25 protein-coding genes are annotated in these 22,297 nt (G+C 64.6%); 10 read left to right on the top strand and 15 right to left on the bottom strand.

Annotated elements, in window-relative coordinates:
* Nucleotides 1–101 precede the first annotated feature (101 nt).
* Nucleotides 102–254: a hypothetical protein gene (locus YU9_RS47655; RefSeq protein WP_036017269.1), complete on the top strand. Its 153-nt coding sequence runs from the start codon at nt 102–104 to the stop codon at nt 252–254.
* Between the two features lie 88 nt (nt 255–342).
* Here the strand turns inward: YU9_RS47655 and YU9_RS0114130 are convergent, their stop codons facing one another.
* From YU9_RS0114130 to pxpB, 3 genes are read right to left on the bottom strand one after another with little or no spacing between them, the layout of a single operon-like run.
* Nucleotides 343–1,113: a LamB/YcsF family protein gene (locus tag YU9_RS0114130; RefSeq protein WP_027573430.1), complete on the bottom strand. Its 771-nt coding sequence runs from the start codon at nt 1,111–1,113 to the stop codon at nt 343–345.
* Between the two features lie 32 nt (nt 1,114–1,145).
* Nucleotides 1,146–2,183, bottom strand: a complete 1,038-nt coding sequence (locus YU9_RS0114125) for a biotin-dependent carboxyltransferase family protein (RefSeq protein WP_027573429.1) — start codon at nt 2,181–2,183, stop codon at nt 1,146–1,148.
* Nucleotides 2,180–2,911 (bottom strand): 5-oxoprolinase subunit PxpB, encoded by a 732-nt coding sequence (gene pxpB, locus YU9_RS0114120; RefSeq protein ID WP_027573428.1) that lies wholly within the window; start codon nt 2,909–2,911, stop codon nt 2,180–2,182. The genes YU9_RS0114125 and pxpB overlap by 4 nt, the downstream gene beginning before the upstream one ends.
* Before the next feature lie 258 nt (nt 2,912–3,169).
* Here pxpB and YU9_RS0114115 point away from each other — a divergent pair, with 258 nt between their 5' ends.
* Together YU9_RS0114115 and YU9_RS0114110 are read left to right on the top strand one after the other, a co-directional pair.
* Nucleotides 3,170–3,868: a ribonuclease activity regulator RraA gene (locus tag YU9_RS0114115; protein WP_027550912.1), complete on the top strand. Its 699-nt coding sequence runs from the start codon at nt 3,170–3,172 to the stop codon at nt 3,866–3,868.
* 16 nt (nt 3,869–3,884) lie between these two features.
* Nucleotides 3,885–4,289: a cupin domain-containing protein gene (locus YU9_RS0114110; protein WP_027573427.1), complete on the top strand. Its 405-nt coding sequence runs from the start codon at nt 3,885–3,887 to the stop codon at nt 4,287–4,289.
* Between the two features lie 152 nt (nt 4,290–4,441).
* Here the strand turns inward: YU9_RS0114110 and YU9_RS0114105 are convergent, their stop codons facing one another.
* The 4 genes from YU9_RS0114105 to YU9_RS0114090 all read right to left on the bottom strand — a co-directional run bounded on the left by YU9_RS0114105 (nt 4,442) and on the right by YU9_RS0114090 (nt 7,390).
* A complete protein-coding gene (locus YU9_RS0114105; RefSeq protein WP_027573426.1) occupies nt 4,442–4,798 on the bottom strand; it encodes a hypothetical protein in 357 nt (118 codons plus the stop codon).
* Nucleotides 4,799–5,034: 236 nt separating this feature from the next.
* Entirely contained in the window at nt 5,035–5,907 is an 873-nt protein-coding gene (locus YU9_RS0114100; protein WP_027573425.1) for a DUF2147 domain-containing protein, read from the bottom strand.
* Nucleotides 5,908–6,108: 201 nt separating this feature from the next.
* Nucleotides 6,109–6,609 (bottom strand): hypothetical protein, encoded by a 501-nt coding sequence (locus YU9_RS0114095; RefSeq protein WP_051380388.1) that lies wholly within the window; start codon nt 6,607–6,609, stop codon nt 6,109–6,111.
* Nucleotide 6,610: 1 nt separating this feature from the next.
* Nucleotides 6,611–7,390: a transporter substrate-binding domain-containing protein gene (locus tag YU9_RS0114090; protein WP_027573423.1), complete on the bottom strand. Its 780-nt coding sequence runs from the start codon at nt 7,388–7,390 to the stop codon at nt 6,611–6,613.
* A 115-nt stretch (nt 7,391–7,505) separates the two neighbouring features.
* Between YU9_RS0114090 and YU9_RS0114085 the strand changes: the two genes are divergently transcribed.
* The gene (locus tag YU9_RS0114085; protein WP_036017278.1) at nt 7,506–8,003 is read left to right on the top strand and encodes a DUF1993 family protein; all 498 of its coding nucleotides are present in this window, start codon (nt 7,506–7,508) and stop codon (nt 8,001–8,003) included.
* A gap of 65 nt (nt 8,004–8,068) precedes the next feature.
* Here YU9_RS0114085 and YU9_RS48990 read toward each other — a convergent pair whose 3' ends face one another.
* The 6 genes from YU9_RS48990 to YU9_RS0114055 all read right to left on the bottom strand — a co-directional run bounded on the left by YU9_RS48990 (nt 8,069) and on the right by YU9_RS0114055 (nt 14,134).
* Nucleotides 8,069–8,542: a hypothetical protein gene (locus YU9_RS48990; RefSeq protein WP_027573421.1), complete on the bottom strand. Its 474-nt coding sequence runs from the start codon at nt 8,540–8,542 to the stop codon at nt 8,069–8,071.
* Between the two features lie 169 nt (nt 8,543–8,711).
* Nucleotides 8,712–9,701, bottom strand: coding sequence for a hydroxyacid dehydrogenase (locus YU9_RS0114075; protein ID WP_027573420.1), 990 nt, complete (start codon nt 9,699–9,701; stop codon nt 8,712–8,714).
* Between the two features lie 36 nt (nt 9,702–9,737).
* A complete protein-coding gene (locus tag YU9_RS0114070) occupies nt 9,738–10,838 on the bottom strand; it encodes an ABC transporter ATP-binding protein (RefSeq protein WP_027573419.1) in 1,101 nt (366 codons plus the stop codon).
* Nucleotides 10,839–10,843: 5 nt separating this feature from the next.
* The gene (locus tag YU9_RS0114065; RefSeq protein ID WP_027573418.1) at nt 10,844–11,755 is read right to left on the bottom strand and encodes a carbohydrate ABC transporter permease; all 912 of its coding nucleotides are present in this window, start codon (nt 11,753–11,755) and stop codon (nt 10,844–10,846) included.
* The gene (locus tag YU9_RS0114060) at nt 11,755–12,693 is read right to left on the bottom strand and encodes a carbohydrate ABC transporter permease (RefSeq protein ID WP_027573417.1); all 939 of its coding nucleotides are present in this window, start codon (nt 12,691–12,693) and stop codon (nt 11,755–11,757) included. Before YU9_RS0114060 ends, YU9_RS0114065 begins: the two co-directional genes overlap by 1 nt.
* Before the next feature lie 100 nt (nt 12,694–12,793).
* Nucleotides 12,794–14,134 carry an ABC transporter substrate-binding protein gene (locus YU9_RS0114055; protein ID WP_027573416.1) on the bottom strand — a complete coding sequence of 447 codons (1,341 nt, stop codon included), beginning with the start codon at nt 14,132–14,134 and terminating at the stop codon, nt 12,794–12,796.
* 479 nt (nt 14,135–14,613) lie between these two features.
* Between YU9_RS0114055 and YU9_RS0114050 the strand changes: the two genes are divergently transcribed.
* Together YU9_RS0114050 and YU9_RS0114045 are read left to right on the top strand one after the other, a co-directional pair.
* The gene (locus YU9_RS0114050) at nt 14,614–15,408 is read left to right on the top strand and encodes a Spy/CpxP family protein refolding chaperone (protein ID WP_027573415.1); all 795 of its coding nucleotides are present in this window, start codon (nt 14,614–14,616) and stop codon (nt 15,406–15,408) included.
* A gap of 111 nt (nt 15,409–15,519) precedes the next feature.
* Entirely contained in the window at nt 15,520–15,897 is a 378-nt protein-coding gene (locus YU9_RS0114045; RefSeq protein WP_027573414.1) for a response regulator, read from the top strand.
* 41 nt (nt 15,898–15,938) lie between these two features.
* On the opposite strand, the gene YU9_RS0114040 is transcribed toward YU9_RS0114045, so the two are convergent.
* Nucleotides 15,939–16,151, bottom strand: coding sequence for a hypothetical protein (locus YU9_RS0114040; RefSeq protein ID WP_027573413.1), 213 nt, complete (start codon nt 16,149–16,151; stop codon nt 15,939–15,941).
* Nucleotides 16,152–16,297: 146 nt separating this feature from the next.
* A complete protein-coding gene (gene glk, locus YU9_RS0114035; RefSeq protein WP_027573412.1) occupies nt 16,298–17,284 on the bottom strand; it encodes a glucokinase in 987 nt (328 codons plus the stop codon).
* A 265-nt stretch (nt 17,285–17,549) separates the two neighbouring features.
* Here glk and pncA point away from each other — a divergent pair, with 265 nt between their 5' ends.
* From pncA to YU9_RS0114015, 4 genes are all read left to right on the top strand, one after another.
* Nucleotides 17,550–18,176 (top strand): bifunctional nicotinamidase/pyrazinamidase, encoded by a 627-nt coding sequence (pncA, locus tag YU9_RS0114030; protein ID WP_027573411.1) that lies wholly within the window; start codon nt 17,550–17,552, stop codon nt 18,174–18,176.
* 16 nt (nt 18,177–18,192) lie between these two features.
* On the top strand, nt 18,193–19,308 hold the full coding sequence (locus YU9_RS0114025; RefSeq protein WP_027573410.1) for an alpha/beta fold hydrolase: 1,116 nt from the start codon (nt 18,193–18,195) through the stop codon (nt 19,306–19,308).
* Between the two features lie 140 nt (nt 19,309–19,448).
* The gene (locus tag YU9_RS0114020; protein WP_027573409.1) at nt 19,449–21,482 is read left to right on the top strand and encodes an NAD(+) synthase; all 2,034 of its coding nucleotides are present in this window, start codon (nt 19,449–19,451) and stop codon (nt 21,480–21,482) included.
* Nucleotides 21,483–21,512: 30 nt separating this feature from the next.
* The gene (locus YU9_RS0114015) at nt 21,513–21,908 is read left to right on the top strand and encodes a GrlR family regulatory protein (protein WP_027573408.1); all 396 of its coding nucleotides are present in this window, start codon (nt 21,513–21,515) and stop codon (nt 21,906–21,908) included.
* Nucleotides 21,909–22,297 lie beyond the last annotated feature (389 nt).

The raw sequence follows: 22,297 nt of genomic DNA, 5'->3' as shown, positions 1-22,297 counted from the left end.
CCGCCTCTTCGGAGGAGGCACATCGCTATTTCCACCACCGTCTTGCCTCCCGCTCTGGTTGATCCTTCATACTCCCGCAAATGGGGCGTTGGAGATCGACCATGCGCGAACTATCGGCTGAAGCCAGGCTGCACTTCTACGCGCGCTCGCTCTCGCGTCGGACCGGGGCCAGTATGCACCACGTTGCGATGTACGGTGCTTTTGCAGTCATTGCCGCCATTGTGTTCGGCACGCTGTCGGTGCATCCGTTTTGAGTTGTCGTTCCGGGGCGGCGAAGCCGAACCCGGAATCTCGAGATTCCGGATCTGATGCTTCCGCATCATCCCGGAATGACGACAAACCTCACGCCCCGCGTTTGAACGGCGCGACCTCAATTCCCGCAGCCTTCAAGGCCTGACGCACGCCGCGTGCGATCTCGACCGCGCCCGGCGTATCGCCGTGGATGCAGACCGTATCCGTGCGCATCTTGATGACCTTGCCTGTCACCGACACCACCGCGCCGTCCTGCACCATGCGCACCACGCGATCGGCAATCAGTTTGGCATCGTGCAGCACCGCGCCGGGCTTGTTGCGTGAGACCAGATTGCCGTCGTCCTCATAGGCGCGGTCGGCGAACACCTCGTGCACCATCGGCAGATTGGCCTCTTCGCCCGCCTTCACCAGCTTCGAATTGGCGAGCACGACGAAGATCAGGCTGGGATCGACCGCCTTGATGCCGGCGGCGATCGCCTTCGCGGTCATGTCGTCCTCGCAGGCGACGTTGGAGAGCGCGCCGTGCGCCTTCACATGGGTGACCTTGTGGCCGGCCGCGGTTGCGATCGCCTGCAAAGCGCCGATCTGGTAGGCGACGAGGTTCTCGATCTCGGAGGCCTTGAGCCCGGCGATCGGATGGCGGCCGAAGCCGTGCAGGTCGCGGTAGCCGGGATGCGCGCCGACCGAGACGCCGCGCGCCTTTGCCAGCTCCACCGTCCGGCGCATGATGTCGGGGTCGCCGGCGTGGAAGCCGCAGGCGACGTTGACCGAGCTCGCCAGCTCGATCATGGCGGCATCGTTGCCCATCTCCCACGCGCCAAAACCTTCGCCGAGGTCGCAATTAAGATCGACTGTCTTCATGGGGTGCTCTCCGCCTCTGGTCTTGTTGCCGTTTACGGTTCTGCCGTGACCTGCCACGTCCCGGCATCGACCGCGCTGACCGCATAGCCCGCCACGTTAGCATCGCTGAGCGCCTCGATGTTGAGCGCGACGGTGTCGGAGGAGCGCAGGCGATCGGGCAGGCTGCGGATCGCTTGCGCAAACTTGCGCGCCGCGTCCTGCGCTTCGGCCATGCTGACGGCCTTGAAGCGGAATGCGGTTCCTGCCGAGGTCTGGGCGAGGCGTCCGATATCGGCCGTGATCACGGTTGCGATCTTCGGATAGCCGCCGGAGGTGCCGCGGTCCATCATCAGCGCGATCGGCGCGCCGTTACCGGGCACCTGGATGCTGCCGTTGACGGTGCCGTCGGAGACGATGTTGTGGCCATGCAGATGCTTGATCGCGGGCCCCTCGAGCCGGTAGCCCATGCGGTCGGAGGTTGCCGAGATCTTCCATTCGCTGTTCAGGAACAGGGCCTTGTTGGCTTCATCGAACTCGTCGTCCTGCGGCCCCAACAGCACACGGATTGGGCCGCTCGCCGGCTTCGGCAGCTCGATGCGCAGCTCCGGTGCACCGCTCGCGGCATCGACCGTGAACTCGTCGCTGGCCTGGAGCGGGCGCGGGTAGGGACTGCCGAGGCCGGCGCGGGCATTCACGGCGAGACTGCCGAACACCGGTTCGCCCTTGATGGCGCCCCCGATTGCGAGGTACGTGAAGGCGCCGCCGCGGGCAAAGCCCAGCGTCAGCGTCTCGCCATCCTTCAGCGTCACCGATGTGTCCATCGCGACCGGGTTTCCGGCGACGTCCGCATTGCGCGGCGCGCCTGATATCGCCACGCGCACGGCGCCGTCGCGGGCGGTGAAGGAGGCGCCGAACGGGCCGATCTCGACGGCGGCCGCGAAAGGCTCGTTGCCGACGAGCGTGTTCGCCGCCGCCAGCGACAGCCGGTCCATCGCGCCGCTGACCGTCAAGCCGTAGCGCTGCGCGCCGTGGCGGCCACCATCCTGGACCGAGCTTGCAGGGCCGATGCTGGCAACAACGAGCCGGCTCATGCGACCACCTGCTCGGCGATGATCTCGCCGGCTTCCGCAGCGCGGTCCATCTCCTCGAATGTCTTGTGGTCGATGGCGAAGAACGTCACGCGATCACCGGGTTCGGTGAGGAAGGTCGGATTGCGATGGAGCTGATAGGTTCTGACAGGCGTGCGGCCCAGGAGGTGCCAGCCGCTTGGCGCGGCCAGGCATTGGATGCCGGCCTGGACGCCGCCGATCGAGATCGTGCCCGCGGGCGTCAGCAGCCGCGGATTTTGCCGCCGCGACATGTGCAGGGACTTGTCGAGGCCGCTGAGATAGGACCAGCCCGGCGTGAAGCCGATCATGGCGACCTTGTAGTCGCCGCCGACGTGCCGGGCAACGATGTCGTCGGGCGTGGTGCTCAGCGCCTTGGCGACATCCTCGAGATCGATGCCATGCTCGCCGCCATAGGCGACGGGAATGCGCCAGCGGCGCGCCTTGGTGACCGGCGGCAGCGGCCGGGTGGCGATCGGGAGGATCTTTTGGCCGAGCGCATCGAAACCGATCTTGCCGGGATCGTAATGCACCAGCAGCGAGCGATAGGTCGGTACCGTCTCGGTGATGCCGTCGATCGGGCTTGCCGCAAGCGCCTTGTCCAGCGCCAGCACGCGCTGGTTGGCGTCCTCATCGATGGTGCGGCTGAACTCGACCGTGACGGCGCTGTCGCCACTGGGCAGAAGGCGGGGCGGGGGAAGCGTCGCGGCCATGAGCTGTCGAAGAGCTGTCGAAATCGGGCTTCTGAAGAATGCGGCCCCGGGCGTTCGAGTTCCGCTTCGTCCTGCTTCGCGTAAATGCGCCCGCAAGTCCAATAAATTAATCCTGGGGCGCGCGATAAAGCCTTGTTATCGCGTCGCATAATAGCCCGGCGGCCCTGCGTTATTGCTAGCCTCTTGGCCCTTGACGCAAGGGCTGCGGCTCGCAAGATGCGCGCGTTCTTTCCCGCACCTCGGAGCTCGTTCTCGTCCATGTCGCTATCCCCCGAAGCCCGCAAGACCCTCGCCGGCATCACCACCGCCACCATCACCACGGTCCTGCTGAAGAAGGGCCTGCGCAATGTGTGGATGCGCGGCGCGCGGCCGCTGCGCCCGGGGCTGCCGCGGCTGGTTGGGCCGGCCTTCACGCTGCGCTTCGTGCCGGCGCGCGAGGATCTGGCGACGCCGGAATCCTGGTCGTCGCCGATCTCGACCCGCACCGCCATCGAGGCGATGCCGGAGGGCTGCATTGCCGTGGTCGATGCCATGGGCATCACCGATGCCGGCATCTTCGGCGACATCCTCTGCGCGCGCATGGTCAAGCGCGGTGTCACCGCGCTCGTCACCGACGGCGTCGTGCGTGACGTCGAGGGCGTGCTCGGCACCAATCTTCCGGTGTGGTGCGACGGCTATGCCGCGCCGCCTTCCGTTGCGGGCCTGACCTTCGTCGGTTGGGGCGAGCCGATCGGCTGCGGCGGCGTTGCCGTGTTTCCGAACGACATCGTCGTCGCCGACCAGGACGGCTGCGTGCTGATCCCTCAGGCGATGCTCGACCACGTCCTCGCCGAGGGCGTCGAGCAGGAGCGCATGGAGGCCTGGATCGTCAACGAGGTGAACAACGGCGCCGTGCTGCCCGGCCTCTATCCCATGAACGCCGAGACCAAGGCGCGCTACGCCGCCAGCAAGAAGTAACGGAAGCGAGGACCCCATGGAGATTACAGTCGCCGGCACGCGGCCGACCCGCCGCGCGCCCAAGGAAAACTTCACCGGCACCGTGTGGCAGGACCCTGTGATCATGGCGCCCGCGCCGGCGCGGCTGAACTGCTCGCGCGTCGCGTTCGAGCCGGGCGCACGCACCAATTGGCATCACCATCCGCTCGGGCAGACGCTCTACGTCATCTCCGGCGTCGGGCGCGTCCAGTCCAAGGGCGGCCCAATCCGCGAGATCCGCCCCGGCGATACCGTCTGGATTCCGCCGGGAGAGCTGCACTGGCATGGCGCATCGCCGACCAACGGCATGTGCCACATCGCCATGCAGGAAGCGCTCGACGGCGTCTATTCAACCTGGCTGGAGCCGGTCACGGACGCAGAGTACGGCGCGGCCGTCGGCTGACGCGCGTGCCCCGGACAAGACGCATCGCCTTAAGGCGATGCGTCGCCGAGCCGGGGCCTAGCCGGGGCCTAGAGTCCTCTGGCCACTAAAGTGCTGGGTCCCGGCTCTGCGCAGCAACGCTCCGCGTTGCCGCTTGTCCGGGATACGGAAGCTCACATCCGCTCGGCCGTCCACGTCCCCGTGCACAGCGCGCCGCGCCAGGTACCTGAGCCGGACGTGCCGCTGAGGCGGCCGAAGCCGACGGCGCGCTTGATGCCGCTGCTCAAGGTGACGTTGATGCTGCCGGCTTCGGCGACGCGGCCCGACGCAGTCACCGCAGCGCTGCTCGAGACGATCTGACCATTGTTGATGCCGATCGCGACGGTCGCGCCGTTGCCGCAAGCCTGGTTCGACGACGTGATGCGGACGTTCCATGCGCCGTCGAAGCTGCTTGTCGCAGCATCAGCCTGAGTGAGCTGGAAGGCGATGGCGACAATGGTGGCGAAAAGACCCTTGCGAAATCCAGTCATGACACGCCCCTGCGTTGATCATGGGAGGATCATGGCATGAGCGTGGAACCCGCGATGTGAGCGTTGTCACGCCCCGGTCGAGAGGTGTGAGACGGCGCACGCATTTTCCGCCGTCATTCCGGGCGGCTCGCAGAGCCGAACTATGGTGCGCAATTGCGCACCTGAGAATCTCGAGATTCCGGGTTCACGCTTCGCGCGCCCCGGAATGACTCGGTATTGGGAGAGTTCGAGAAGCTCTAGTTCACCCGCGTCCAGGTCTGGCCGCCGCAGAACATGCCGCCAAAGGCGCAGCCCTGCACGCGCAGCCGGTCGGTGCCCTTCATGGCGATCGTCGAATCGTAGGTCGAGCCGGAATTCGGATCGAGGATGCGGCCGGACCATTTCTGGTCCTTGCCGGGCTTCATGTTGATCAGGACCTGCTCGCCGTTCTGGTTCGACTTGCTGTCGACCGAATAGCCACAGAGGTTGGTGCCGCATTGCTCGATGCGGACCTTGCCTTCCTTCTCCTCGGTGAGCCAGACGCCGACCGGCGAATTGAGATCACGCGTGGGCGCAGTTGCAGGAGCAGGTGGCGCGACGGCAGCCTGAACGGGAGCGGGGGCAGGCGCCGGAGCCGGAGCGGGTGGCGGAGGCGGCGCAGGCGGGGCGGCAGCCACGGTCGGTGCGGGCGGCGGCGCCACGGCGGGCGCCGCCTGCTGCTCGACGGGAGCAGGTGCCGGAGGCGGTGCAGGGGGCGGCACGACAGCCGTGTTGGCCGGCGTGGTGGTGGCGGTCGTGGTTGCTGCCGCAGCCGGCGGTGGCGGTGCGGGAGGCGGCGCGACGGCGGCAGCCGCGGGTGCCTGCACGGCTGCGGGCGGCGCAGCAGGAGCGGGGGCTGGTGCTGGAGCTGCCGGCGCTTGCGGGTCGACCGTGGCCTGCTGCGGCGCCTGCTCGTTCTTCTTGGCCTTCTTGGCCTTGCTCTGGCCGGTGTTGTCGTAGACGCCTGGAATCTGCACCGTGCCGCGGTCGGGATCGATGCGGATGGTCCGCCCGCCATACTCGAAGGTGTATTGCGCCTGAGCAGCGGTGCTCGCCAAAAGGAATGCGGCCAACGCCAACAGCTTCTTCATTTCCGTCTCCTGAGCAGGTGGTCCCCGCGTCGACGCTTACGCTCCGGCCCCGTCACGTAGCGTGATCTAGATCACTTTCAAGCTATGAGTCGTCCTCTCACCGATCTTGGTTCAATAGTGCTGAACTCCGCCCGGAGTTGGGCCTGGCGGCGCCCGGTCCAATGCGGCGCGCCTGATGGGCGAAACATCAGTGCGCCGCGCCTACTTCGGCGGACAACCCGCTTGGGCCGCCTGTTGGGCGCGGGCAAGCGCTGCGTCGTTCGCCTTATCGGTATGGACATCGACCGAACCCACGAGGCAGGCATTTGCGCCGCTGATCGCGAACACGGAGAGCTCCTGGAGCTCCCTCTCATCTTCGTCGACTCGTCGCCAGGTGCGCATCACCGCGGCCCTTGGTACGCCGGCTCGCATGATCCATTGCACCTTTTCGCCAAACGACTTGCCGGAGCCGCGCCATTGCGCGGTCGGCCCGGACACCTTCTCGATTCCGCTCCGAGGCGCAATCGTGACCGATACGATGTTGCCTTCGTCGGCAAAGCGCATCACATAGCCGGCCGGTCCCGGGCAGGTCCACAGACCGAGCTCGTCGGTCGACTCGTCCTTGCATGCCGGCCCGGTCGCGGGTGTGAACTTCGTCTGCGCGACCGCACCGTGGACCCCGCTGATCCCGAGCGCAATTACGACCGCTAATTCCCTTCGCATGTCAGTCGAACCAGGCCGCGTAGATCTTCTTGTAGCTGCCGTCTTCCATGGAGATGTGCAGCCATTGGTCGACGAAGGCTTTTAGCGCCATGTCGCGCTGCAGCCAGTAGGCCTTCTCCGAAAAATCGAACGGCTTGTCCGGATGCACCGCGCAGAGCACGCCGGCGTGCTGCTTTTGCTGGTAGCGCGTCTCGGACGCGTCCGTCATCATCAGATCGGCATTGCCCTTGGCGATCTCGTCGAAGATCACGGTGTTGTCGGGGAAGACGGTGATCTCGGCCTCCTTGATGTTGGCACGCGCGAAGCGCTCGTTGGTGCCGCCGGGATTGACGATGACGCGGGTGCCCTTCTTGTCGATATCAGGGAGCGTCTGGTACTTGCCGACGTCGGCGCAGCGCGCGATCGGCGTCTTGCCTTCGCGCATGATCGGCATGGAGAAGAGGCCTTTCTTCTGCCGGTCGAGCGTCACCGAGACCCCGCCCATGGCAATGTCGAATTGGTCGGCCTCGAAATCCTTCATCAGCTTCGGCCAGGCCGTCGGCACGAATTCGACCTTAACCCCGAGGGCCTTGCCGAGCGCCTGCGCCATGTCGACGTCGAAGCCGCTGAACTGCTGCGTGGTCTTGTCCAGATAGGTGAAGGGCTTGTAGTCGCCGGTCATGCCGACGCGCAGCGTGCCGCGCTTCATGATCTCGTCGAGACGCGAGGGCACCTGCTGGGCATGTGCCGAAAGGTTTGTCAGCAACACCACGGCCAAAGCCGCCACGATTCGAACGATCATCTCTTTTCTACCCTTGCGCGAGCTGTCATTGTGCAGCTCTTCGGACCTGGATTTAGACCAGATGCCCGTCGCTGGCGAGACAGAATTGAAGGGAATCCTTGTGGTGACGATATCGATGTACGAGGCCTCGGTCGGCCTGTTCGTGCCCTATTTGAGCAACCTGTCCGCGCTGCTCGACAAGGGCGTGGCGTATGCAGAGGCCCGCAAGTTCAATCCGGCGATCCTGCTCGGCATGCGCCTTGCGCCGAACATGTACGACCTGGCGCAGCAGGTCGGTGAGGCCTGCCGCCACGCCACGGTTGCGCCGGCCCTGCTGGCGCAGCGCGAGCCGGTGGCGCTGCCGGCGCTGGAGCACGACATGGCTGGGCTTCAGGCGCGCATTGCAACGTCGATCGAGTTCATCGAAAGCCTGCCGCGCGCGGAGATCGATGTGGCGGCGGAACGGAATGTTTTCTTCAGGCTGAAGAACGGCACCGAGCTGCCATTCACCGGGCGGACGCTGCTGCTGACGTTCAGCGTCCCGCAGTTCTTCTTTCACGTCACCACGGCCTACGACCTGCTGCGGCACGCCGGCGTCGAGCTCGTGAAGAAGGATTATCTGGGGAGGAAGTAGTTGGCGGGCCCAGTGTGCACCTCTCCCCGACGGGGAGAGGTGCACGGAGGCCTCCGGCTGGAGCCTTACGCTTCGCCCTTGCGCTCGTAGTCGGCGAGGGAGCTGCGGCCGGCGATCTCGCTGCGCAGTTCTTCGAAGCGACGATGCGCTTCGTGCTCCTGCGCGTCGACGAAATGCACGGCGGCTTCGCTCGTCATCGGGCCGCTGATGACGGGTGCCGATTGCTCGCCGATGGTCTCGTGGACGTAGTACTGGCCGTCGTCGCCGCGATGGACCGTCCATTTCAGGCGGATCGCCACCATCGGGCCCGGGCCGACCTTGCTGTAGCCGTCGGCATCGGTGTGCTCCGGCACCAGCGGCTGTTCCTCGACCACCGGATGCTCATCGACAATTGGTTGCTCGTCGGCGGCTATGTGCTCACGTTCACCGGCGACCACCATTTCGGTCTCGGTTTCGCGAACGACGAGAACAGGCTCGGGGTTCTCCAGAATGCTGGCGATGGTCGCCAGCGCGTGGTCGGTCGGGTCGATCTCTGCCAAGGGTCCATCCTCCAGCTCGACGCGGCCGGCTGGTCTGTCCCGCCGCCGGTGCGCCCTGGCTCATTACGCGTGTTTGATTAAGGCTGAGTTGGGGCTCGATCTGCACCAAAATGGGACGCTTTCTGGCATCCCGAAGGCGGGCGAATCCGTCGCCCGCCCGGAGTTCGGCTCAGCCCAGCACGTCCTGATTGATCACGTTCTGCCGGATGGGATCGCCGTCCAGCACGCTCAGGATGTTGCGCGCAGTCTGCTCGCTCATGCGGCTCACCGCCTCGACGGTGACGCCGGCCACATGCGGGGCCATGATGACGTTTGGCAGCGCGAATAGCGCGTTGCTGACCGGCGGCGGCTCAACCTCGAACACGTCGATGCCCGCGCCGGCGAGCTTGCCGGAGACCAGGGCGTCGTAGAGCGCGGCTTCCTTCACGATGCCGCCGCGTGCGGTGTTGATGAGATAGGATCTCGGCTTCATCCGGCCGATCCGCGCCGCATCGAACAGGCCGACCGTCTCAGGCGTCTTGGGACAGTGGATGGTGACGAAGTCGGCGTGAGGGAGCGCGGCGTCAAGCTCAGTGACGGGCTCGCAGCCGGCGGCCTTGATCTCGGCGGCTCCCTTGTAGGGATCGTAGACCTGCACCTTCATCTCGAACGCCAGGCAGCGCCTGGCGGTGCGACTGCCGATGCGGCCGAAGCCGATGACGAGCACGGTCTTGCCGTAGAGGTCGAACGGCAGCATGCCGAGCCGGTCGGCCCATGTTCCGTCCTTGACGCAGGAATGCAGCTCCTGCGCGCGCTTGGCGAGCGTCAACATCATGAACAGCGCCGCTTCCGCGACCGAGGGCGAGTTGGCGCTGCCGGCGACCATCAGCGGCACCTTGCGGCGGGAGAGGGCGGGCACGTCGACGGCGTCGTAGCCGACGCCGATGCGGGTTACCACCTTCATGTCGCGGGCAGCCTCGAGCTCGGTCTCTCCGAAAGCGGTGGCGCCGAGGGCCACGCCGTGAACGGGGGCATGGCTCTTCAGCAAGGTCTCGAAATCCCTAGCCGAGATCAGGTTGGAAAACTCGACGAGCTCGATATCATCCCGCTGGGTGAGGAGGGCACGTGCCCCTTGCGACAAAGTTTGTGTAACGAAAATCTTCTTCTTGTTGGTCGCCATCGCTCCCCTGCCTGCCTCGCGCTTCTTGAGACGGCGTCACAGCACGACGCCGGTCTCTTCGTTTAGCAGGTGCATGTTGTTGAGGTCCATCGCCAAACGCATGGGAGCCCCGTCCTTGGCGCCGGCATTGGGATCGACGCGGCCGCAGACCGGCGTGCCGTCGAGGCCGAAATAGACCAGGGTCTCCATGCCCATCGGCTCGGTGACGTCGAGCACGGTGTCGAAGGTCTCGACGCCGGGTGCCAGATGCGCATGCGACTCGGTGAGATGCTCCGGACGGAGGCCGAGCAGCAGCTTGTCGGTGCGCGGCAGCGCGCTGTAACGCGCGGCGCGGGCCGGCGGCAGCGGAAAAGCGATGCGATCGGAGAGGCGGAGCTGAAGCGTGCCGCCGACATCCTCGAGCCGGCACGGGATGAAATTCATCGCCGGCGAGCCGATGAAGCCCGCAACGAAGCGCGTCGCCGGCTTGTGGTAGAGCTCGTTGGGCGTGCCGATCTGCTCGATGCGGCCCTTGTTCATCACCACGACGCGGTCGGCCAGCGTCATCGCCTCGACCTGGTCGTGGGTGACGTAGACGGTGGTGGTGCGTACCTTCTGGTGCACCTTCTTGATCTCGATCCGCATCTGCACGCGCAATTTGGCGTCGAGATTGGAGAGCGGCTCGTCGAACAGGAAGACCTTCGGGTTGCGCACGATGGCGCGTCCCATGGCGACGCGCTGGCGCTGGCCGCCGGAGAGCTGCTTCGGCTTGCGGTCGATCAGGTCGGTGATGTCGAGGAGGCGGGCGGCTTCCGTCACGCGGGCCTTGATCTCGGCCTTGGGGTAATGCTTCAGGCGCAGCCCGAACGACATGTTCTCCGCGACCGTCATGTGCGGGTAGAGCGCGTAGTTCTGGAACACCATGGCGATGTCGCGGTCCTTCGGCGGCACGTCGTTGACGACGTCGCCGCCGATCATGATGTCGCCGTCGCTGATGTCCTCGAGGCCTGCGATCATGCGCAGCGTCGTCGACTTGCCGCAGCCGGAGGGGCCGACCAGCACGATGAACTCATGGTCGGCGATGTCGAGGTCGATGCCGCGCACGGCTTCGACATCGTCGTAACGCTTAACTACCTTCCGCAAAGCAACGTCAGCCATGAGAATCAACCCTTTGTCGCGCCGGCGGTCAGGCCGGCAATGTAGTAGTCCATCAGGAATGCGTAGATGATCAGCGGCGGCGCGGCGCCGAGCAGCGCGCCGGTCATGATCTGCCCCCAGTTGAACACGTCGCCCTTGATCAGCGTGGTGGTGATGCCGACCGGCAGCACGAGCTGGTCGATGGAGGTCGTGAACACCAGGGGATAGAGGAACTGCGCCCAGGACACCGTGAACGCGAAGATGGTCGCGGCGATCAGCCCGGGCAGCGCGACCGGGATGAAGATCCTCGTCAGCGTTTGGAGCCAGGATGCGCCGTCGATGATTGCGGCTTCATCGAGCTCCTTCGGGATCGAGGCGAAATAGCCGATCATGATCCAGGTGCAGAACGGCACCGTCAGCGTCGGATAGATGAACAGCAGCACGTACCATCGGTTCAGCAGCGTGATGCCGGTCAGGTCCTGGACCAGCGCCAGCATCTTGAACAGCGGGATGAAGAGCAGGCTGTCCGGGACCAGGTAGGTCAGGAACACGCCGGTCGCGAGCGTCGCCGAGCCCCAGAACTTCATTCGCGCCAGCGCGAATGCCGCAGGGACGCTGATCAGCATGGTGACGATCACGACCACCAGCGACACGATGGACGAATTCCAGAAGAACCGGAGGAACTGGTTCGACGTCAGAAGTTCGACATAGTTCGACAGCGTCGGGTGGAATACCCACCACGGATTTGTCGCAGCCGAGATCTCCGCGCTGCTCTTGAGCGAGGTGATCACCATGTAGAGCGGCGGCGTCAGAAAGAAGATCGCAAACAGCACCAGGAAGAAGTAGGACCAGCGCAGCGCCCAGGCGCGGTCGCGGCTCATGCTGCCATATTTGACCTTACGCCGGGGTCCGGCCTTGTCGATCGCCATCGTGCTCATCAGGATTCGTTCCCGCGTTTGCTGACGTCGCGCAAAATGAAGATCGCCGCGACGGCAAGGATGGGGACCATGAACAGCGAGACGCTGGCGCCGAGCGGGATGTCGTTGCTCTCGATGCCGACGCGGAACGCGTAGGTCGCAAAGATCTGGGTCTGGTCGAGCGGTCCGCCTGAGGTCAGGATGCGGACGATGTCGAAATTGGCGAACGTGACGATCAGCGAGAACAGCGTGGTGATCGCGATGATGTTGCGCATCATCGGCAGCGTCACGTACCAGATCTTCTGCCACCAGTTGGCGCCGTCGATCGCTGCCGCCTCGTAGAGCTGGTCGGGCACGGATTTCAGCGCCGCCAGATACATGATCAGGAAGAACGGCGCGCCATACCAGACATTGACGAGAATAACGGAAAAGCGCGCCCATGCGGCATCGCCGAGCCAGTTGACGGGACCGATGCCGAACAGTGAGAGGGTGTAGTTGAATGCGCTATAGGAGGGATCGAACAGCCAGAGCCAGGCCAGAGTGCTCATTGCCGGCGGGATCACCCAGGGCACCAGCAGCATGCCGCGCCATTTGCGCTGGCCCTTCGCCGGAATGTTGTGCACGAAATGCGCGACGATGAAGCCGATCAGCGCCTTGAAGAACACGGCGGTGATCGCGAAGATGCAGGACTGCTTCACCACCATCCAGAACGTTTCGCGCTTGAACAGGAAGGTGAAGTTGCCGAAGCCGACGTATTTCTGCATCGACTTGTTCAGCGTTGCGAGGTGAACCGAGAAGAGAGCAGGGTAGAGCACGAGCAGCGCGATCAACAGGATCAGGGGCAGCGTCAGGAAGAACGCCATTGTCGACTTTCGCCGCAACGCGTTGTGCAGGCCCCTCCCTTTGCGCGCGGCCGTCGTGCCAGCGACGCGACCGTGCTCGACGACGACATCGGCCATATCAGTTTCCTCCTCGCGTCACCGGATCATGTCCATCGAACGGAGGTTGCCTCCTGGCGGCTCACGCTAGGAAGCGTGAACCGCCGTTGCACACCCCGGCTTAAGTTCGCAGGAAGCCTTCGCACTCGCCTTCGGCCCAGGTGAGCGCGGTCTCCATCTTCTCCCCTTGCGCAAACCGTAGCGCCATCTTGGTCAGCGTCGCCTGCGCGTAGATCTGCTGGGCGATCTTTGGCGGCGCCGGAGAGGCCGCAATCGACAGCGTCTGATGATTGTAGGGGTTTGGATAGTGATAGAGCGTGCCCTTCGGCGGCCCTTCCTCCACCCAGGTCTTCAGCGTCGTCATGTTCGCATAGGCCGGCAGATCGTAGCCGCCGCTCGCCGCAACGAATTTCTCGATCGACGACGGCTGCGACAGATAGGTGAGCAGGCTCTTGGCCGCCTCCTTGTTCTTGGAGAAATTCCAGAGGCCCCAGAAATAGGGCAGGAACGGCGCAAAGCGGCCTTTCGGGCCGGCCGGGAAGCCGTGCGTCCAGCATTGCTCGGCGACCTGCGGCGCGTCGCGCTTGGCGACCGCCCAGGCGCTCGGCGGATTCATGATCAGGGCACCGCGGCCGGAGATCAGCCATTTGTTGTTCGAGGCGTCGTCCCAGGATGGTGCATCCGGCGGCAGGAAGGCGATCAGCTTCTTGTAATATTCGAGCGCCTGGCGGACCTGATCGGTCTTCACGGTGAGATCGCCCTTGGCGTTGACGAGCTCGGCGCCGAACGACTGGAAGATGGCGCCCGCGGTATCGACGCTGTCAGTGGTCTCGCCGAGACCGATGCCGAATGGGAAACCGGCCTTCTGGCAGGCTTCCGCCGCCTTCAGGAAGGTGTCCATGTTCCAATTATCGGCCTTGGGCGGCGCGCCCGCGGGGTACAGTTCCTGGACGTCGATGCCTGCGTGCTTCTTCATCAGATCGATGCGGGAGCAGGGCCCCTTGATCTGGCTCCCCGGGGTTGCCGGGACCGCAAGCCATTTGCCACCGGCCTGACCGAGATATTTGACCGTGCCGTTGACGTCACCGTTCTGCTTGATCGCCGGCTCGACCACGTCGTTCACCGGTTCGAGCTGCTCGGCATAGGCATGTGGCCACCAGGTGTACATCTGAAGAATGTCATGACCGGATTTGGCCTGCGCTTCTGCGGCAACGGTCAGCTCGATCTTCTTGTTGTTGCTGGTGATGTAGTCGATCGAGACTTCGACCTTTTCTTTTGCGGCCCACTCGTTGACGAGAGCCCTGGAGCTGTCGTTGGCGCCGGGCACCCAGTGGTCCCAGAAGCCGATCGAGAGTTTGCCGGCAGCGTAAGCGCCCCGGACATAGGGCGCCGTGATCAGCGCCGCGGAGGACATTGCAGTGGCAGCCACAAATTGACGTCGCGTCAGTGTCTTTCGTGACATCTCGTTTCCTCGCTTGGGTGTTGTTGTTGGAGTTTCCTCTGAGAGACTTCTTTTGAGTTTTGTTGCTCGATTTTCTTGTTGGCGCTTTCGGCCCGCGTGGGCAATTCACGCATGCCGCAGCAAATTGGTAGCGCGATCAGATCATGATTGATCGCATCTGTCGAGAAAGCCGAATGGCTCTGCGTCTAAAACTAACGTTGTGTCCGGTAGCGTGGCGACGCATCTCGAGGCGACGTGTAGCAGGCGGAGGGCGCACGTTGTTTTGCGATGCACACTTCGCGTCGAACCGTCTCGAACGATCCGTGCGCAATTACGCCGCAGTTTCGAATAAGCCTGCATAACCGCTTCGGGTGAAAGACTTTTCGGGCGTGGACAGCAATCGGCGGCGTCTGGACCTCGAAGCGGCGGAAACGATAGAGTTGCAGCTGGCGGATGACTCCCGCCGGATAGGCCAGTCAGAAGAGACGATGGAGACGAGAATGATCAACCCGGCGCCGTCAGCGCGGCTTTACCTGCGGCGGTGCTTCGCGCTGGGGTCCGTGCTGGCGCTGTTGCTCGGTGCCGCCGCGGTGGCGAATGGCCAAGGTTTGGTCAAAGGCGTTCAGGAAGGCGCGGCAGCCGGGAACAAGGCGGCTGGTCCAGTCGGTGGCGTGCTCGGCGGCGCGATCGGCGGCGTGGTCGGCGTCTTCACCGGTGTGCTCGGTGTCGGCAACAACAACGGCAATCAGCCGCCGCCCGCCAAGGAGTCCAGCAAGGACGCCAAGCAGCAGGGCGCGGCCAAGGACAAGGATGCCAAGAGCGCCAAGGCGGGCAAGGGCACCAAGGCGAGCAAGGAGGCGAAGAACGCGCCGCAGGACAACAAGGCCAATAAAGACAACAAGGACGTCACGGTCCTCACCCAGACCGGTGCGCCGCAGCTGACTGCCGAGCAGATCGTCGCCAACAGCGATTCCTACATCGAGCGGATCAAAACCGAGCTGAATCTCACGCCGGATCAAGAGAAGCACTGGTACGGCTTCTCGAGTGCGATGCACTACCTCGGGCATAATGGTGCAGAGCGGCTCAACCTGCGGGTTGCGCGCGCCAAGCGGGATCCACCCGACGACATCATCGAGCAGATGCGCAACGAGGCCCAGTTCCTGATCGATCGCGCCGCCGACCAGCGCAACGTCGCCGACGCCGCCGAGCCGCTCTATTCGAGCCTCGACGACAAGCAGAAGCAGGTCTTCGTTCAGGAGATGGTGCGCCTCAGCCACGAGCGCGGACTGGATTGATCAAGTTGAATCGGTTCGGACGCATCTGAATTAACGCGCCCGCCACGAATTCGTGAATCCTCTCCGCAATTCGGTTATGGTTAGCTTCGCAAGGCTGACTGCGGGGTTGATATGGCGGACGGACTCTCCGTTTTCCTGGTCGAAGACGAGGCGTTGATCCGGATGATGATCGCCGACATGGTGGAGGAACTCGGCCACCACGTCGTCGCGGAAGCGGACAATGTGCGCGACGCCAGCGCCTTTGCGATGACCGCGCAATACGATCTGGCCATCCTCGACATCAATTTGAAGGGCGTTTACGTCGATCCGGTCGCCGACCTGATCGAGCGTCGCGGAAAACCGTTTCTGTTCGCCACAGGCTACGGTCCGGAACTGCTGCCGTCCTTGCTCCGGCGCAGGCCGATCCTGCGCAAGCCGATCGCGATCGATCAGCTCAAGGCGATGATCGATTCGATGTTTCCCGAGCCGTCGGCCACAATTCCAAGCTAACTGACTAACTGACCACGGCGGAAGCATGGCCGGAGAGTGATTCAGTCGGCTGATCTGCGACCGTTCCTCAGCACCGTGGCGATGGTGTGAGCCGTCATGGCCGCGCGATCTGAAGCGCGCTGGGCAGCCAGCCGGTCGCGGGCCTTCTCCTCGATCAAGAGCTCGATCAGGGCCAACCGCTTGTCTTCGTTGTCCGCCTCGCTCAGCAGGCGGTGATAGCGGTGATAGTCGAAACCCAAGTCCTGTTTACGCATGTCACGCCCCCGCAACTACGCCACACACGGTGAGATTGTTTCTCATCTGAAACACGCATGCAAGCACGTTCCTGCCTGGGGCCGGCGCGTGTGGGGAATCTGCTGTGAATTACGGGAGCCCGCGAGCAGCAGAGAGCAACGGTCCGTCAGTCCGAAGTGTGGTCGGCAAACATGTTCAGGCCGACGAAGCTCGCATCGGGCTTGATCACGAGCCGGGTCGGGATGTTGCGCAGATAGTCCTGGAAGCGACCTTTCGCTTCAAAGCGTGCCCGGAATGCGGAGGCCGCGAGGAAGTCGCGAAAGCGCGGCACGATTCCGCCGGCGATATAGACGCCGCCCCGGGCGCCGAAGGTCACTGCGAGATTGCCGGCGACCGAGCCAAGGATGGCGCAAAACATCTCCAGCGTCGCGCGGCTGACGGGACAACTGCCCTCCAGCGCGGACTTGGTGATGGCGGCGGCATCGCGATGCGGCACCTGAACGCCGTCGATCTCAGCCAGCGCTTCGTAGAGGTTCTGCAGCCCGGAACCCGAGAGTGCGCCACGCTCGATGGAGACATGGCCGAGGCGCCCGCGCATGCACGCGATCACGCGTTCCTCGCGCTCGTTCTCGGCCGGTAGGGTCGCGTGTCCGGCCTCCGTGACGACGGCCAGTCGCGAACCATGGCGTTCAACCAGACAGGAGACACCAAAACCGGTTCCTGGCCCGACGACCAGCAACGGCTCTCCGGGCAAGCCGTCGCCTCCGCCGAGCGGGACCAGGTCGGCAGGCTGCAAGGCGGGCAGGGACCAGGCCACCACCTCGAAGTCGTTCAGCACATGGACGCTGTCGAAGCCGAGCGCGGGCTGCAGCTCGTTGCCGTCGATGACCCAGGGGCTATTGGTCATGACGCAGCGGTTGTTGGTGACGGGACCCGCCACCGCCAGCACGGCTCTTTGGGGCTGCTCGGCGCCCGATCGGCGCGCCAGGAGGTCCGCGATGGCTTCGCGGACGGTCGGGAAGTCGGCGACCTTCACATAATCGATCGGCCCGGTCTGGTCGCCATCGCTGGATTCGGCCTTGCTCAGCGCGAAGCGCGCATTGGTGCCGCCGATATCGGCGAGAAGAATTTTTCCTGTCTTGCCGATGCCCATGGCCCTGCGGCTTCCGAGGCCCTGCCGGCCCTCGGGAACCTTCGCCTCCGTTCCTGATCCGATCCGCGAGCACGCGGACGGACTGAGAATCCTCGCTTGGTTGTTCCTAGTCAACACGAACAAGGTCAAACCGTTGCATTCTGAACAATCCTTGGGCATCAGCGCGGTATCGCCGCACGCGGTCGGTGGTTGCGAAGCCACGCTGGAAGATCGACATTGGGAGGGAGCGTCCGGCACTTGACGCCGGGCGGATCGGGGCCTTGCGATGATGATTTCCGACCGCGACGTGCTGCTGGTGATCGACGTACAGAACGACTTCTGTACCGGCGGCGCGCTCGCCGTTCCCAGTGGTGAGAAAGTCGTTCCCGCCATCAACAGGATCGCCCGGAAATTCGCCAATGTGGTCCTGACCCAGGACTGGCATCCGCGCGACCACGTCTCGTTCGCGGCGAACCATGCGGACAAGCAGCCGTTCGAGACGATTGAGCTCGACTACGGACGGCAGGTGCTTTGGCCGACGCATTGCGTGCAAGGCACGGCGGGTGCTGAATTTCGTCGCGATCTCGACGTGACACGGGCGAGCCTCGTGGTGCGCAAAGGCTTTCGCCGTGGCATCGATTCCTATTCGGCGCTGTTCGAGAACGACCATCGCACGCCGACCGGACTGCTTGGTTATTTGCGCGAACGCGAGCTGAAGACCGTCTTTGTCGCTGGTCTGGCGCTGGACTTCTGCGTTCGCTTCTCGGCGGAGGATGCGCGTAAGGCGGGGTTGGAGGTGGCCGTCATCGAGGATGCCTGCCGGGGCATCGATCTCGACGGCTCGGTCGCGGCGACCCATCAAAGTTTTCGGGACCTCGGCATCGCTGTCGTCAGCCTCGAGGCGTTCCTATGAGGGCATCGAGGTAGCCATGGTGGAAAGGACCGGCAAACGGACACGTGGACCAGGGCATGCTCCTGATGATCCGCGGCTGTGGCCGTTTGCGGCGGCGCAGCTTGCCATGGATGCCTGCTTCTGGTGGCTGGAACGCGGACCCCCGGAGCAGCGTGACGGCAGCCTGCCATGGACGACACCCAACAGCGTTGCGTTGGAGCTCGCGACGATGCAGCTGCGCGATTGCTCGCCGGTCGGGTCCGGCCAGCCGGCGCTGGTCTGCGCCCCCTTTGCGCTGCACCGGGCCCTGATCGCCGATTTCGCGCCGGGCCACAGCGTGGTGCAGTCATTGCAAAATGGCGGCATCGACCGGGTCTATCTCACCGACTGGCGGTCGGCGACATCAGACATGCGCTATCTCTCCATCGACAGCTATCTCGGCGATCTCAACGTCGCCATCGACGAGATCGGCGCGCCGGTCGACCTCGTCGGGCTCTGCCAGGGCGGATGGCTGTCGCTGCTCTACGCGGCGCGTTTTCCAGCCAAGGTGCGGCGGCTGGTCCTGGTCGGCGCTCCCGTGGACCTGTCGATTGATTCTTCGCTCTCCCGGCTCGCCCGCAATGCGCCCGAGCTGGTCTATGACCAGCTCGTCGCGCGCGGCGGCGGCAATGTCAGCGGCGATGAGATGCTGCGCTTCTGGTCCAAAGCGCCTGACAGCGACGATATCGTGGCGGCATTGCAGAGGGATCTCTCGGACGAGCAGGGCGCGGCGCTGCTCGCGCGCTTCGACCGCTGGAACGCCGAGACGCTCAATCTGCCGGGCACTTACTATCTCGAGATCGTCAACGGGATTTTCCGGGAGAACCTGATTGCTCGCGACAATTTCGTCGCGCTCGGCCGCCCGATTCACCTGAAGGACGTCAAGGCGCCGATCTTCCTGCTCGCCGGGCTCGACGACAATGTGGTGCCGGCGACGCAAGCGCTCGCCACCGCCGGGCTTGTCGGCACGCCGCCGGCCTTCATTGCGGCGGCTTCCGAGCCGAGCAATCACCTCGGCCTGTTCATGGGCGCGCGCACCCACGCGCATGCCTGGCCCCGGATCGCCGGGTGGCTGCGCGACGATCTGCCCGGTGTGCTGGCCCGTAGCGCCTGAGCTCGCCAGCGCTGGGCAGGTCGCCTTGCAAATCCGTTATGCATGACGGCGGATGGCTCGCACGGGACCCGGTCGATGGGCTACATATGATCCGGAGCTAACGGCTTCGGCAGCGAAGAGATTCAGGGGTACTGCGCTCGATGACTTTCCATTCGATCTACGCTCACGGATTTGCGCGCGTGGCGGCCTGTGTCACCACCTCCCATGTCGCCGATCCCACGGCCAACGCGAAGGCCGTCCTGGCGGCAGCCGATGCCTGCCACGAGCAGTCGGTGGCGGTGGCCGTGTTTCCCGAGCTGTGCCTGTCCGGCTATGCGATCGAAGATCTGGTGAAGCAGGATCCGCTGCTCGATGCGGTCGAGCGCGGCCTCGCCGCGATCGTCGAGGCCTCCTCGGGGCTGATGACGGTCCTGATCGTCGGAGCGCCGTTGCGCTTTGGTCATCGCATCTACAACTGCGCCGTCGTCATTCATCGCGGCAACGTCCTCGGTGTGGTGCCCAAGAGCTACCTGCCGACCTATCGCGAGTTCTACGAGGGACGGCATTTCGCCTCCGGCGCCGGCATCGCCGGAGAGACGATCGCCTTCGCCGGCCTGCACGCGCCGTTCGGCGTGGATCTGCTGTTCGCGGCCGAGGACGTTCCGGGCCTCACCATCGGCGTCGAGATCTGCGAGGACATGTGGATCCCGGTGACGCCGGCCTCCGAGCTCGCACTCGCGGGCGCGAGCGTGCTGATCAATCTTTCTGGCAGTCCGATCACGATCGGCCGGGCACGCTCGCGCGCGCTGCTGTGCCAATCGACCTCGGCGCGCTGCCTCGCGGCCTACGTCTATTCCGCCGCCGGGGCAGGGGAATCCACCACCGATCTCGCCTGGGACGGCCAGACCTCGATCTACGAGAACGGCGTGCTGCTGGCCGAGGGCGAGCGGTTCCGGCAGGGCGGCCAGATCACGTTGGCCGATGTCGATCTCGACCTGCTCAGGCAGGAGCGTGCGCTGATGGGAACGTTCGACGACAACCGTCGGCAGCGCGAGGCGTTTTTCCGCAAGGTGACATTTGCCCTGAAGCCGGCGGCGGCCGATATTGGCTTCCTGCGCAAGGTCGAGCGCTTTCCGTTCGTGCCGAGCGACGAGAGGCTGCTCGAGCAGGATTGCTACGAGGCCTACAACATCCAGGTTGCCGGCCTCGTGCAGAGGATGCGCGCGACCGGCACCAAGCGCGTCGTGATCGGCGTATCCGGTGGGCTCGATTCCACTCACGCCCTGATCGTCGCCGCCAAGGCGATCGACCTGCTCGGCCTGCCGCGTGAAAACATCCTCGCCTACACTATGCCGGGTTTTGCCACCGGCAGCGAGAGCAAGACCAATGCGCTCGCGCTGATGCAGGCGCTGCGAACGAGCTGGCAGGAACTCGACATCCGGACCACCGCAACCCAGATGCTGAAGGACATCGGCCACCCCTTCGGCAAGGGCGAGAACGTCTATGATGTCACCTTCGAGAACGTGCAGGCGGGCCTTCGCACGGACTATTTGTTCCGGCTCGCCAACTATCACGGCGGCATCGTCATCGGAACCGGCGATCTCTCCGAGCTCGCGCTCGGCTGGTGCACCTATGGCGTCGGCGACCAGATGGCGCATTACAACGTCAATGCAGGCGTGCCGAAGACGCTGATCCAGCACCTGATCCGCTGGGTGATTTCGTCGAAACAGTTCAGCGACGACGTCAACCGGACGCTTGGCTCGATCCTGGCCGCTGAAATCTCGCCTGAGCTCGTGCCGGTGCAGCCCGGCGAGAAACCACAGAGCACTGAAGCGTCCGTCGGACCTTACGAGCTGCAGGATTTCAACCTGTTCTACACGCTGCGCTTCGGCATGCGGCCGTCCAAGATCGCGTTCATGGCGCTTCAGGCGTGGAAGGACGCCGCCAAGGGCGAATGGCCGCCGGCGTTCCCGAGCGACCGGCGCAGGGCCTATGATCTGCCGGAGATCCGCCGCTGGCTGGAAGTGTTCCTGCGCCGCTTCTTTGCCTTCAGCCAGTTCAAGCGCTCGGCCATGCCGAACGGGCCGAAGGTTTCGGCCGGAGGCTCACTGTCGCCGCGCGGCGATTGGCGCGCACCGTCGGATTCGAGCGCGGCCGCCTGGCTCGAGGATCTCGAACGGAACGTGCCGAACTGATCGGGGCGGCGTTGGGGGAGGAACGATCTGATGTCGGGCGAGGATGGGACGGAAGCGGGCGAGGAGACCAAGGTCACTAACGGCCTCTACATTTTCGACATCGAGATGCGCGACGGCAAGCGTGGGCAGGCGAGGGGCGTGGTCGTGCTCTGCGACGGCCGCATCATGGGCGGCGACAGCTTCTTCTACTACACCGGCAGCTACACCTTCCGGAACGGCAAGTGGCGTGGCGACATGATCGTCAACCAGCACACTGAGGCGGTCGGCAGGACGCTCGCATTCGGCGGCCGGGAGGTCACCTGCGGTTTCTCGGGCGACTATTCTGCCGGCGGTGCGGAGGTCGATGGCATGGCGCTGGTCGGCAAGACGACCGTGACGTTCACGGCGCGGCTGACGCTGAAGGATCCGATTGTACGCCCGGTGTGACTGCCGCCGAGCAACAGCTGCCGGCGCAACAGAGCAACTGGCCGGTAACGGCACGGACACCAGCCGGACGGCTCCGACCAACAACGCCCAGACCGCGCCGATTGTGTTCGATGTCAAAAGTTTCGAGGTCCGGAGTGCCTAGGAGTCCGGACCTCGTCACCTTGCCCCAGCCTTCAATCCCCCGCCCCATGTGGTCCCCCAACCCCATGTTGCGCGATCAGAGGTGATGCCCGTGGAAGTGGCCGCCGATCGATGGCCGGCGATGTACGCGAAGGTTGGTTAGGATTCCATTCCGGATCACTACGGGCACGATACCGCTTGCCATGTGTTCGTTCTGCATCGGTCGTTGATCGCTGATCTGCGGCGCGCGACCGATGGGATGTCCACAT

The organism is Bradyrhizobium sp. WSM1743 (assembly GCF_000473065.1).
Taxonomy (GTDB): domain Bacteria; phylum Pseudomonadota; class Alphaproteobacteria; order Rhizobiales; family Xanthobacteraceae; genus Bradyrhizobium.
Note: the sequence above shows the minus strand (reverse complement) of the source record. Positions and strands in the feature narration are given on the sequence as shown.

What these genes read in the sequence shown, in the direction of transcription:
- YU9_RS0114045 (WP_027573414.1), top strand. Translation starts at nt 15,520, where the DNA reads ATGGCGGACGGACTCTCCGTTTTCCTGGTCGAAGACGAGGCGTTGATC.
- YU9_RS47655 (WP_036017269.1), top strand. Translation starts at nt 102, where the DNA reads ATGCGCGAACTATCGGCTGAAGCCAGGCTGCACTTCTACGCGCGCTCG.
- YU9_RS0114025 (WP_027573410.1), top strand. Translation starts at nt 18,193, where the DNA reads ATGGTGGAAAGGACCGGCAAACGGACACGTGGACCAGGGCATGCTCCT.
- YU9_RS0114050 (WP_027573415.1), top strand. Translation starts at nt 14,614, where the DNA reads ATGATCAACCCGGCGCCGTCAGCGCGGCTTTACCTGCGGCGGTGCTTC.
- YU9_RS0114020 (WP_027573409.1), top strand. Translation starts at nt 19,449, where the DNA reads ATGACTTTCCATTCGATCTACGCTCACGGATTTGCGCGCGTGGCGGCC.
- YU9_RS0114115 (WP_027550912.1), top strand. Translation starts at nt 3,170, where the DNA reads ATGTCGCTATCCCCCGAAGCCCGCAAGACCCTCGCCGGCATCACCACC.
- YU9_RS0114105 (WP_027573426.1), bottom strand. Translation starts at nt 4,798, where the DNA reads ATGACTGGATTTCGCAAGGGTCTTTTCGCCACCATTGTCGCCATCGCC.
- YU9_RS0114100 (WP_027573425.1), bottom strand. Translation starts at nt 5,907, where the DNA reads ATGAAGAAGCTGTTGGCGTTGGCCGCATTCCTTTTGGCGAGCACCGCT.
- YU9_RS0114130 (WP_027573430.1), bottom strand. Translation starts at nt 1,113, where the DNA reads ATGAAGACAGTCGATCTTAATTGCGACCTCGGCGAAGGTTTTGGCGCG.
- pxpB (WP_027573428.1), bottom strand. Translation starts at nt 2,911, where the DNA reads ATGGCCGCGACGCTTCCCCCGCCCCGCCTTCTGCCCAGTGGCGACAGC.
- YU9_RS0114055 (WP_027573416.1), bottom strand. Translation starts at nt 14,134, where the DNA reads ATGTCACGAAAGACACTGACGCGACGTCAATTTGTGGCTGCCACTGCA.
- YU9_RS0114095 (WP_051380388.1), bottom strand. Translation starts at nt 6,609, where the DNA reads ATGCGAAGGGAATTAGCGGTCGTAATTGCGCTCGGGATCAGCGGGGTC.
- YU9_RS0114110 (WP_027573427.1), top strand. Translation starts at nt 3,885, where the DNA reads ATGGAGATTACAGTCGCCGGCACGCGGCCGACCCGCCGCGCGCCCAAG.
- YU9_RS0114065 (WP_027573418.1), bottom strand. Translation starts at nt 11,755, where the DNA reads ATGAGCACGATGGCGATCGACAAGGCCGGACCCCGGCGTAAGGTCAAA.
- YU9_RS0114015 (WP_027573408.1), top strand. Translation starts at nt 21,513, where the DNA reads ATGTCGGGCGAGGATGGGACGGAAGCGGGCGAGGAGACCAAGGTCACT.
- YU9_RS0114075 (WP_027573420.1), bottom strand. Translation starts at nt 9,701, where the DNA reads ATGGCGACCAACAAGAAGAAGATTTTCGTTACACAAACTTTGTCGCAA.
- YU9_RS0114090 (WP_027573423.1), bottom strand. Translation starts at nt 7,390, where the DNA reads ATGATCGTTCGAATCGTGGCGGCTTTGGCCGTGGTGTTGCTGACAAAC.
- YU9_RS0114085 (WP_036017278.1), top strand. Translation starts at nt 7,506, where the DNA reads ATGTACGAGGCCTCGGTCGGCCTGTTCGTGCCCTATTTGAGCAACCTG.
- YU9_RS0114060 (WP_027573417.1), bottom strand. Translation starts at nt 12,693, where the DNA reads ATGGCCGATGTCGTCGTCGAGCACGGTCGCGTCGCTGGCACGACGGCC.
- YU9_RS0114040 (WP_027573413.1), bottom strand. Translation starts at nt 16,151, where the DNA reads ATGCGTAAACAGGACTTGGGTTTCGACTATCACCGCTATCACCGCCTG.
- YU9_RS0114070 (WP_027573419.1), bottom strand. Translation starts at nt 10,838, where the DNA reads ATGGCTGACGTTGCTTTGCGGAAGGTAGTTAAGCGTTACGACGATGTC.
- glk (WP_027573412.1), bottom strand. Translation starts at nt 17,284, where the DNA reads ATGGGCATCGGCAAGACAGGAAAAATTCTTCTCGCCGATATCGGCGGC.
- pncA (WP_027573411.1), top strand. Translation starts at nt 17,550, where the DNA reads ATGATGATTTCCGACCGCGACGTGCTGCTGGTGATCGACGTACAGAAC.
- YU9_RS0114125 (WP_027573429.1), bottom strand. Translation starts at nt 2,183, where the DNA reads ATGAGCCGGCTCGTTGTTGCCAGCATCGGCCCTGCAAGCTCGGTCCAG.